Origin of the sequence: Xanthomonas sp. GPE 39, from assembly GCF_000963005.1 — a bacterium.
Taxonomy (GTDB): domain Bacteria; phylum Pseudomonadota; class Gammaproteobacteria; order Xanthomonadales; family Xanthomonadaceae; genus Xanthomonas_A.
Genome location: NZ_JZHZ01000007.1, coordinates 114,124 through 121,864, shown reverse-complemented (window position 1 = coordinate 121,864; position 7,741 = coordinate 114,124). Strand labels below are relative to the sequence as shown.

Sequence of the window (7,741 nt, the reverse complement as noted above, 5' to 3'; positions counted from 1 at the left end):
TTTGATCGATCATGATCTGCGCGGTGTGCCTGATCGTGAGAAAGCGCTTGAGAAACTGCTGACCGAGGAGGCACATGCGCCATTTGCGTTGGAGCAAGGCCCACTCATCCGTGGTCGGCTGATACGACTTGCTGACGACGAATCCGTCCTCTTCGTCACGATGCACCACATCGTCTCGGATGGTTGGTCGATGGGAGTTTTGATCAACGAGCTGAGCGTGTTGTATCGGGCCTTTGCACATGGCGAAGCCGATCCGCTAGCACCGCTGCCAATCCAGTATGCCGACTATGCAAGTTGGCAGCGGCAATGGCTGGCGGGCGAGGTACTGGAGCAGCAGGCCACGTATTGGCGCCAGACGCTGTCTGGTGCGCCGGTGTTGCTGGAACTGCCAACGGATCGTCCACGTCCAGCGCGTCAGGACCATGCCGGTGCGATGTTGGAGGTGGTTATCGAGCCGCAACAGGCACAGACGTTGAAGGCCCTGAGCCAGCGCCATGGTATGACGCTGTACATGACCCTCCTGGCGAGTTGGGCGTTGCTGCTGTCACGCCTGTCCGGGCAAGACGATGTCGTCATCGGCAGTCCGGTAGCTAATCGTAGTCGTTCGGAGACTGAGGGGCTGATCGGGTTCTTCGTCAACACGCTGGCGTTGCGTGTGGAGTTGTCCGGTTCGCCAACGCTGGCGCAACTGCTGGCCTCGGTGAAGAACCGCACACTGCAAGCGCAGGCACATCAGGATATCCCGTTCGAGCAGGTGGTCGAACTGCTGCAACCGCCACGCAGTCTGGCGCATGCGCCACTGTTCCAAGTGATGTTTGCTTGGCAGAACACGCCGCAGGGCGAGTTGGATCTTGGCGAGCTCGATGCCAGTGGATTGGGCGTTGCACAGACAAGTGCACAGTTCGACCTGTCGTTGTCATTGACGGAGAGTGAGGAAGGAATCGTCGGCAGTCTGGCCTATGCCACGGCATTGTTCGAGCGTTCGACGCTGGAGCGGTGGATGGGCCATTGGCGGCATCTGTTGGATGCGATGGTCGCCGAGGGTGCTGACGATCAGCTTGTTGGGTGTTTGCCGTTGCTGGACGATGCCGGACGCCATCAGGTGCTGACCCAGTGGAATGCAACCGCAGCAGATTATCCACGCGATGCCTGTGTACATGAATTGTTCGAGGCACAGGTAGCACGGACACCCTCTGCCATCGCGGTAGTGCAGGGCGAGGTGTCGCTGACCTATGACGAGTTGAACGCGCGTGCCAACCGTCTGGCGCATTGCCTGCGTGAGTTGGGCGTGCGCCCGGATGATCGCGTGGTGATCTGCGTGCAGCGTAGCGTGGAGATGGTGGTGGCGTTGCTTGCGGTGCTGAAGGCGGGCGGTGCGTATGTGCCGTTAGATCCGGCTTATCCACCGGAGCGACTGGCCTATATGCAGTCAGATTGCGGCGCGGTGGTGGTGTTGACGGATACCGCCAGCCGCCACTTGGTCGAGCATCCGACTACTTCAACGGTGGTCGTCGATCTGCAAGCCGATGGTGAGCGTTGGCAGCACCTGCCTGAGCACAATCCTGACCGCCATACCAATGGTCTGACCTCGCGACATCTGGCGTATGTGATTTACACGTCTGGATCGACCGGTATGCCGAAGGGCGCGATGAATGAACATCGCGGCGTCGTCAACATGGCTTTTTCTCAGAAAAATAAATTATCCTTGGATTTAAATAGCCGTATCTTGCAGTTTTCTTCATTTAGTTTCGATGCTTGTACGTTCGAAATTATGATGTCACTCTGTTGGGGTGGGGAGTTATCCATTCCATTTAAAAATGAGATTGTTGCTGGTCATGATTTATTTGAAATAATAAAAAATAAAGAAATCACTCACGCAACGCTGCCTCCCTCAGTGTTGCCTACAGTAGAAAACATTGAAGAACTTGTTTCTTTGCAAACGATCGTTGTTGCGGGCGATTCGCTCTCTTCCACCATCGCGAAATATTGGAGTCAAGGAAGGCGCTTAATCAATGCATATGGACCCACGGAAGCGACGGTCTGTGCCTGCATGCATGAATGCGATCCCAGCGCAATGGGCGCGCCACCGATTGGTCGTCCGATTGCCAATGTGCGTATCTACATCTTGGATGCGAATGGTGCCCCAGTTCCCATCGGCGTGGTGGGTGAGTTGTATATCGCTGGCGATAGCGTCGGGCGTGGGTATCTCAATCGAGAGGCATTGACCGCTGAGCGCTTCCTCACGGATCCATTCAGCACCGATCCAACAGCGCGGATGTACCGCAGCGGTGATCTGGGGCGCTGGCGTGCCGATGGCACGGTTGAGTTCGTGGGACGCAACGATCACCAGGTCAAGATCCGTGGTTTCCGTATCGAGTTGGGCGAGATCGAGGCACGCTTGAGCGCGCATGCGGAGGTGCGCGAGTGCGTGGTCCTCGCGCTTGAGACAACATGGACAGAGAAGCAGCTGGTGGCGTATTGGGTCGGTCACGAAGCTGTTGATGCTGCCGCATTGCGCACTTGGCTATCGGATGTACTGCCGGATTACATGGTGCCAGCGGCCTATGTGCAGTTGGATCGCTTGCCACTCACCCCGAACGGCAAGCTGGATCGCAAGGCATTACCTGCACCGGACGGCTCAGCCTATGCAGCATGCGTGTATGAAGCACCGCAGGGTGAGATCGAACAAACGATTGCCGCAATCTGGGGCGATCTGCTTGGTCTGGAGACGATCGGCCGGCACGACAACTTCTTCGCGCTCGGTGGACATTCCTTGCTCGCGGTGCGGGTCGCCTCGCGCTTGCGTCAGGAATTAGGGGCCGAGATCGGCGTGGCCGAGCTATTTACGCATACGACGCCGCAGCGTCTTGCCGCTTGTGTGGAGGCCTCGTCCACCTCGATCTTATCGCCGATCGTGCCGCTGGAACCGGATGCGCCGCGCGTGCTGTCGTTTGCGCAGCAGCGGCTCTGGTTCCTATCGCAGTTCGAGGGTGTCAGTGAGGCGTATCACATCAGCGGTGGCTTGCGTTTGCGTGGTGTGTTGAATACTCAGGCATTGCAGCGTGCGTTGGATCGCATCGTGGCTCGACATACGTCGCTGCGCACGACGTTCACGCTGGTTGACGGGCAGGTGTTGCAGCAAATCGCCGCTGAAGATAGCGGCTTCCATCTGATCGCCCACGATTTACGGGATGTGCCTGATCGCGAGGCGGCGCTGCAGCAACTACTGGCTGATGAGGCGCAGGCACCGTTCGTACTGGAGCGCGGTCCGTTGATCCGTGGTCGGTTGATACGACTTGCCGATGACGAGAACGTCCTGTTCGTGACGATGCACCACATCGTCTCGGACGGGTGGTCGATGGGGATTTTGATCGACGAGTTGAGCGTGCTTTATCGAGCCTTTGCACGCGATGCGGCCGATCCGCTGGAACCATTGCCGATCCAGTACGCCGATTATGCGAGCTGGCAGCGGCAATGGCTGGCGGGCGAGGTGTTGCAGCAGCAGGCCAATTACTGGCGCGAGGCACTGTCCGGCGCACCGGTGTTGCTGGAACTGCCGACGGATCATCCGCGTCCAGCGCGGCAAGACCATGCCGGGGCGATGCTGGAGGTGGTCGTCGATTCGCAGCAGGCGCAGGCGCTGAAGGCGCTGAGCCAACGGCATGGCCTAACGTTGTATATGACGTTACTGGCCAGTTGGGCGCTGTTGCTGTCGCGACTCTCAGGGCAAGACGATGTGGTCATCGGCAGCCCAGTGGCCAATCGTGGTCGTTCGGAAACCGAAGGGCTGATCGGGTTCTTCGTCAACACCCTGGCATTGCGGCTGGATTTGTCCGGTTCGCCGACGTTGGGGCAATTGCTTGCATCGGTGAAAGAGCGCGCATTACAAGCACAGGCGCATCAGGATATTCCGTTCGAGCAGGTAGTGGAATTGGTTCAACCACCGCGGAGTCTGGCGCATGCACCTTTGTTCCAGGTGATGTTCGCGTGGCAGAACGCGCCTCAGGGTGAGCTGGATCTTGGCGATATAGAGGGCAGCGCACTGGGTGTTGCACGGACGAGTGCGCAGTTCGACCTGTCGCTGTCGTTGGCCGAAAGTGAGGAGGGGATTGTTGGTAGTCTGACCTATGCGGCAGCGCTGTTCGAGCGTTCGACGCTGAAGCGATGGATGGGGCATTGGCGGCATCTGTTGGATGCGATGGTGGCCGACGGCGCCGAAGATCAGGTGGTGGATCGTCTGCCGTTGCTGGACGATGCCGAGCGCCATCAGGTGCTGACCCAGTGGAATGCAACGACAGCAGATTATCCACGCGATGCCTGTGTACACGAGTTGTTCGAGGCGCAGGTAGCACGGACGCCATCTGCAATTGCGGTGGTGCAAGGCGAAGTGTCGCTGACGTATGGCGAGTTGAACGCACGTGCCAACCGTCTGGCGCATTGCCTGCGTGAGTTGGGCGTGCGCCCGGATGATCGTGTAGCCATCTGTGTGCAGCGCAGTGTAGAAATGGTGGTGGCATTGCTTGCGGTGTTGAAAGCGGGCGGTGCGTATGTGCCGTTAGATCCGGCTTATCCACCGGAGCGGCTGGCCTATATGCAGTCGGATTGCGGCGCGGTGTTGGTGTTGACGGATACCGCCAGCCGCCACTTGGTCGAGCATTCGACTGCTTCAACGGTGGTCGTCGATCTACAAGCCGATGGTGAACGTTGGCAGCACCTGCCTGAGCACAATCCTGACCGCCATACCAATGGCCTGACCTCACGGCATCTGGCGTATGTGATCTACACGTCCGGATCGACTGGTATGCCGAAGGGTGTCATGATCGAGCACCGGGGTTGTGTCAACTTATATCATCACTATACCATTTGCTATTTAAGGAGTGGTGATAAGGTATTGGTCTTATCTTCTTTTTCTTTTGATTTGACGCTTAAGAATATTATTTCCCCATTGTTTGTGGGCTGTGCTGTCGAGTTGGCACCGGCAGGCGTGGTGGTCGGATCAAGTATCCTGAATCTTCTTGAGTCCAGTGGCGCTGCATTGATAAATTGCGCGCCAAGTCAATTGCATGGAGTTTTAGATGATTTCGAGTCTAAATTAAGAGTAACCTTACTTGCGAAACTTCGCCATATTATACTTGGAGGGGAAAAGATAAAAATTGATCTGATTTCGGAATGGATTTCAGGTTCTGAGCAATATGTATTTATAAATAGTTATGGGCCAACTGAAATCACCGACGTTGCGGTCGATGGCGTCATCAAGGGGGTTGATGTTTCCGAGTCGATGCCGATTGGCCGTCCAATCGCTAACACGCGCATCTACATCTTGGATATGCACGGTGCACCGGTTCCGATTGGGGCGGTGGGCGAGTTGTATATCGGCGGCGATGGTGTGGGGCGTGGATATTTGAATCGTGACGATTTGACCGCCGCGCGCTTCCTCGCGGATCCATTCAGTGCCGATCCGACAGCGCGCATGTATCGCAGTGGCGATTTAGGGCGCTGGCGTGCCGATGGCACGATTGAGTTCGTGGGTCGCAACGATCACCAGGTCAAGATTCGTGGTTTCCGTATTGAACTCGGCGAGATCGAGGCAAGATTGAGCGCACATGCGGATGTGCGCGAGTGCGTGGTGGTGCCCATGGAGGATGCCACAGGCAACGACAAGCGATTGGTCGCGTATTGGGTTGGTAGGCAGGATGCGACGCACACGCCATTTGACGTGGAAAGCTTGCGTAGTTGGCTGTCGGACATGTTGCCGGATTACATGGTGCCGGCGGCTTATGTGCAGTTGGATCGCCTACCGCTGACCCCGAACGGCAAGCTGGATCGCAAGGCATTACCCGCACCGGATGCTACAGCCTATGCAGCACCTGCATATGAAGCACCGCAGGGTGAGGTTGAATACACCATTGCCGCGATCTGGCGTGAGCTGCTGGGTCTAGAGAGCATCGGGCGGCATGACAACTTCTTCGCTCTGGGTGGACATTCGTTGTTGGCGGTGCGGGTCGTCTCGCGCTTGCGTCAGGAATTGGGTGTCGAGATCCGTGTGGCCGATCTGTTTACACATACCACGCTGCAGCATCTTGCGGCGTGTGTGGCGTCCTCGCCAAGCGCGACCCTACCGCCAATCTTGCCACTGGAGTCGGATGCACCGCGCGTGTTGTCATTTGCACAGCAGCGGCTTTGGTTCCTGTCGCAGTTCGAGGGTGTCAGTCAGGCGTATCACATCAGCGGCGGGCTAAGGTTGCGCGGGGCGCTGGATACCCAGGCACTACAGCGTGCGCTGGATCGCATCGTGGCCCGGCATGCATCGCTGCGCACGACCTTCGCGCTGGTCGATGGACAGGCATTGCAGCAAATCGCCGCCGAGGACTGCGGTTTCCATCTGATCGCCCACGATCTGTGTGGTGTAGCTAATTGTGAGGAAGCGCTTGAGAAATTGCTGACCGAAGAAGCGCAAGCGCCATTTGCTTTGGAGCAAGGTCCACTCATCCGTGGCCGGCTGATACGACTTGCCGATGACGAGTCCGTCCTCTTCGTCACGATGCACCACATCGTCTCGGACGGGTGGTCGATGGGGATTTTGATCAACGAGTTGAGCGTGTTGTATCGGTCGTTTGCACGTGGCCAAGCCGATCCGCTGGCACAGTTGCCGATCCAGTACGCCGACTATGCAAGTTGGCAGCGGCAGTGGTTGACAGGGGATGTGCTGGAGCAGCAAGCAACCTACTGGCGCGAGACGCTATCCGGTGCACCGGTATTGCTGGAGCTGCCAACGGATCGTCCGCGTCCAGCGCGTCAGGACCATGCCGGCGCAATGCTGGAGGTAGTGCTTGGGCCGCAGCAGGCAAAGGCGCTTAAGGCACTGAGCCAGCGGCATGGCCTGACGATGTATATGACGTTACTGGCCAGTTGGGCGCTACTGCTGTCACGCCTGTCCGGCCAAGACGATGTGGTGATCGGCAGTCCGGTGGCTAATCGTGGTCGCTCGGAGACCGAAGGGTTGATCGGATTCTTCGTCAACACCCTGGCATTACGGGTGGAGCTATCCGGCTCGCCAACGTTGGGGCAATTCCTGGCGTCGGTGAAGGAGCGTGCGCTGCTGGCGCAGGCGCATCAGGACATCCCGTTCGAGCAAGTGGTGGAACTGCTGCAACCACCGCGGAGCTTGGCGTATGCACCATTGTTCCAGGTGATGTTCGTGTTGCAGAACACGCCGCGTGGTGAGCTGGATCTTGACGAGATCAAGGCGAGCGGGCTGGACGTTGCGCAAACGAGCGCGCAGTTCGATCTGTCGTTGTCGTTGACCGAGAGCGAGGAGGGGATCGTTGGCAGCCTGACCTATGCCACAGCATTGTTCGAGCGTTCGACGCTGGAGCGGTGGATGGGGTATTGGCGTCATCTATTGAAAGCGATGGTGGCCCAAAGCGCTGAACATCAGGCGGTGGACTGTCTGCCGTTGCTGGACGAGGCCGAGCGTCATCAGGTGTTGACCCAATGGAATGCGACGTCAGCGGATTATCCGCGTGATGCCTGTGTCCATGAATTGTTCGAGATGCAGGTAGCACGTGCGCCTTCGGCAATTGCAGTTGTGCAGGGTGAGCGATCGCTGATGTATGGTGAGTTGAACGCGCGGGCGAATCGTCTGGCGCATTACCTGCGTGAACTGGGCGTGCGCCCGGACGAGCGGGTGGCGATCTGTTTACAGCGTAGTGTCGAGATGGTGGTGTCGCTCTTAGGTGTG

2 protein-coding genes are annotated in these 7,741 nt (G+C 57.9%); one reads left to right on the top strand and one right to left on the bottom strand.

The annotated features are described in order from the left end of the window. Window positions 1-241, bottom strand: a 241-nt coding sequence (locus XALGPE39_RS16290; protein WP_235429920.1) for a hypothetical protein, incomplete at its 3' end; no start/stop codon positions are given. On the opposite strand from XALGPE39_RS16290, the gene XALGPE39_RS00365 reads away from it, so the two are divergent. Beyond that, the coding region (locus tag XALGPE39_RS00365; RefSeq protein ID WP_343123006.1) for an amino acid adenylation domain-containing protein at window positions 161-7,741 on the top strand (7,581 nt) is incomplete at its 3' end. The genes XALGPE39_RS16290 and XALGPE39_RS00365 overlap by 81 nt on opposite strands.